Raw genomic sequence first — 2,814 nt, 5'->3', positions numbered from 1 at the left:
AAATATCATTGACGTGAAGCGTAATGCCTTTATATTTTTGAAGATAATCAATCGTCTTTAGCTTGCTTACCGGATAAACAAGCCTGGCAATTACAAGATGTCTGAAAAGCTCCTCTTCAATTGCATTGAAGCCAATTTCATCAAACAGCTTTCCAAGAATAATCTCCGGTCCTAAGAGTTGAACCTGTTGAATGTTTTCATAAATAGATTGAAAATAGCGTTGGTCATCTCCTAAAATAAAATCTAATTGTTGCTGCCCACCATACGAGTTTATAAACTCTTGCGCTTTTTTGCAATATTTATCAATCAAGTTATCGTCTGAAGAACTGCCGATAGTCTTAATAAGTTTGTACTTGCCACCGCTTTTATCTATGACTTGTACACTTACACCCCCCGATTTGTTCTTTTTCTTTCGCCAAAACATCCCACAAAGCTATACCGAGCTCGCCGGGACACCCAAAACAAAAACAAACAATATTCATAATCAATGAGTTATAGAGAAAAAGCGTTGATCTTGGGTAAAAGTGATGAAGTCAGGAGCGTTTATGAAATCATACAACTTTCAAGCCGGTTAATCGAAATTGCTATCGCCGGAACAATATTATTTACCGCTGTAGAAAACATTTTGGTACGCAAGTTTATCCCGAGAACTTTCAGTGCAAGTCTTTTTGGTCTGATTCATGGCTTAGGGTTTTCCGGAATCTTACGGGAAATCTTTGGCCTACACGGTGAAAAGATAGCAATACCGCTATTGTCTTTTAACGTTGGCTTAGAACTCGGCCAGATAGTTATATTAATAGTTATTTGGTTCGCAATAATCTTACTGCACAAATCCTTTTCTACCAAAATCAGCAGAGTAGGTTTATTCAAAATTATTTCGTGGGTGGTTTTGTTACAGGCGGGCTATTGGCTTATTGAGCGAAGTTTTGCTTTGTAGGCTATTGCGTTAAAAGTTCAATTTCTACACGCCTATTAAGGCTTCTGCCTTCTTCGGTATCATTATCAGCAATTGGTCTTTTGTTCCCAAAGCCAATGATAGATAAGCGATCTTCTGTAACTCCCTTTTGAACTAAGTAATTTTTAACGGCCAAAGCCCTGCCTTCGGATAGCTGTTCATTATGCACATCTGTTCCCCCTCGGTCTGTGTGCCCAATAATCCGAGCTTTTATAGTTGGGTATTTCACTAAATAGTTTGCTAAAGAATCTAATGAAGGATAGGAAGAGGGTAAGATTACCGTGCTATTAGCTCCAAATTGTAAATTATTGATTCGGATTGGTTTATTGACGGGAATAACGGGTTTATTGGTAGGAATATTGCTTAATATTTCACTAAGATTTTTCTCCTTTTCTTTAACTTGTTTAGTTACGGATAATGCGCCGGGGTCGCATTCAGTAGTGCCGATATGGCCTATCCAATTTCCGGAAAGTGTCCACTTATCGTTACTTTTGGTTAATGTGAGTTCATAATCTTTGAGGCACCAAGAATAATTACCTTTTCGTTGTTCTTCTTTTAGGTCTCGTTCTTTAACAATCAGCTTATTATCTTTCCATACTGCTTGGAACCACATCACGCCGTATTGGCTTCTATCTTCAAAGAGTGCTACTTCGGCTGTTCCTTGATATTCTTTTCCGTTCTTAACGATATTTAAGGCCATAAAATACTTTCCGAAAGGGGCATTTCCGCGCATTTCTTGCGTAGCATAACCCACCCAACTTCCTGTAATATCTATTGGCTGGGCAATAGCACCCGAAAAAAAGAACCCTAAAAGCCCTAATATAACCCCGATATATCTCATCTTAAAGCAAAGATATGCAAAATAATATTATCCTTAATAGACTTTATATAAGTTAACTGATGTTACGCAACATTAAGAGGTTGTTTAAAAATGGTGTAAAAATTGTTAAATTATTTAATATCACATGGTTAAATACATATTTATTTGTATATTGCTGATTATTAATCAGATAATTAAGCAAGTATGAAAGCCTACCCAACCAACCTAACTGATATTCAGTACGAAGCTATTGAAAAAATAGTAAATGATAACAGGAAAAGAAAGCATCCTTTAAGATGTATTGTAGACGCATTATTGTACATCACCAAAACTGGTGTTCAATGGAGATTGCTGCCTAAAGATTTCCCTAAGTGGCAACTCGTTTATTATTATTTCAGAAAATGGACAGCAGAAGGGCTTATTGAAGAAATACATGATTTTTTGCGTGATAAGTTAAGAAAGGAAAAAGGAAAACATGTTTCACCAAGTCTTGGATTAATTGATAGTCAAACTGTTAAAACTTGTTCTTTCTCGTTATCAAACGGTTATGACGGAAACAAGAAAATTAAAGGAAGAAAAAGACATATTATTACTGACACATTCGGATTTATTATAGCTATTGTGATTCATAACGCTGATATTCAGGACAGAGAAGGAGCTAAATATGTTCTTGAAGAATTAAGATATAAGTACCCTAGATTGACAAAAATATTGGCAGATCAAGGTTATACCGGTAACTTAGCTGAATGGATTTTAAAAAGTTTGAATTACACTTTGGAAATTGTAAAAAAAGTGGCAGGAATTAGTGGATTTAATGTCTTACCCAAGAGATGGATAGTTGAACGAACTTTTGGATGGCTTGGTTTTCAACGAAGATTGGTTAATGACTATGAATTCCACCCCGAATGCAGTACAAGCTTTGTGCACTTAGCTATGATTAGAATTATGCTTAACAGAATAAAAAAATAAATTTTAAACAACCTCTAAGTAGTATTTTTAAGACTTGGTGTTAATAAATGCTGTAATTCTTCCTTTGCTT

The 2,814-nt window shown here is 35.6% G+C and carries 4 protein-coding genes; 2 read left to right on the top strand and 2 right to left on the bottom strand.

Annotation, left to right across the window (positions count from 1 at the left end; genetic code table 11):
* Positions 1-424: transposase (locus tag LC115_07745; GenBank protein ID MCZ2356563.1), on the bottom strand; the 424-nt coding region annotated here is incomplete at its 3' end.
* Positions 425-487: 63 nt separating this feature from the next.
* Between LC115_07745 and LC115_07740 the strand changes: the two genes are divergently transcribed.
* Complete coding sequence (locus tag LC115_07740) at positions 488-937, top strand: HupE/UreJ family protein (protein MCZ2356562.1); 450 nt, start codon at positions 488-490, stop codon at positions 935-937.
* 1 nt (position 938) lies between these two features.
* Here LC115_07740 and LC115_07735 read toward each other — a convergent pair whose 3' ends face one another.
* Entirely contained in the window at positions 939-1,796 is an 858-nt protein-coding gene (locus LC115_07735) for an OmpA family protein (protein MCZ2356561.1), read from the bottom strand.
* Between the two features lie 183 nt (positions 1,797-1,979).
* Here LC115_07735 and LC115_07730 point away from each other — a divergent pair, with 183 nt between their 5' ends.
* On the top strand, positions 1,980-2,744 hold the full coding sequence (locus LC115_07730; GenBank protein ID MCZ2356560.1) for an IS5 family transposase: 765 nt from the start codon (positions 1,980-1,982) through the stop codon (positions 2,742-2,744).
* Positions 2,745-2,814: the final 70 nt, after the last annotated feature.

It is taken from the genome of Bacteroidia bacterium, assembly GCA_026932145.1.
In the GTDB taxonomy this organism is placed as follows: Bacteria; Bacteroidota; Bacteroidia; order J057; family JAIXKT01; genus JAIXKT01.
This window is presented reverse-complemented; position numbering and strand designations above follow the sequence as displayed.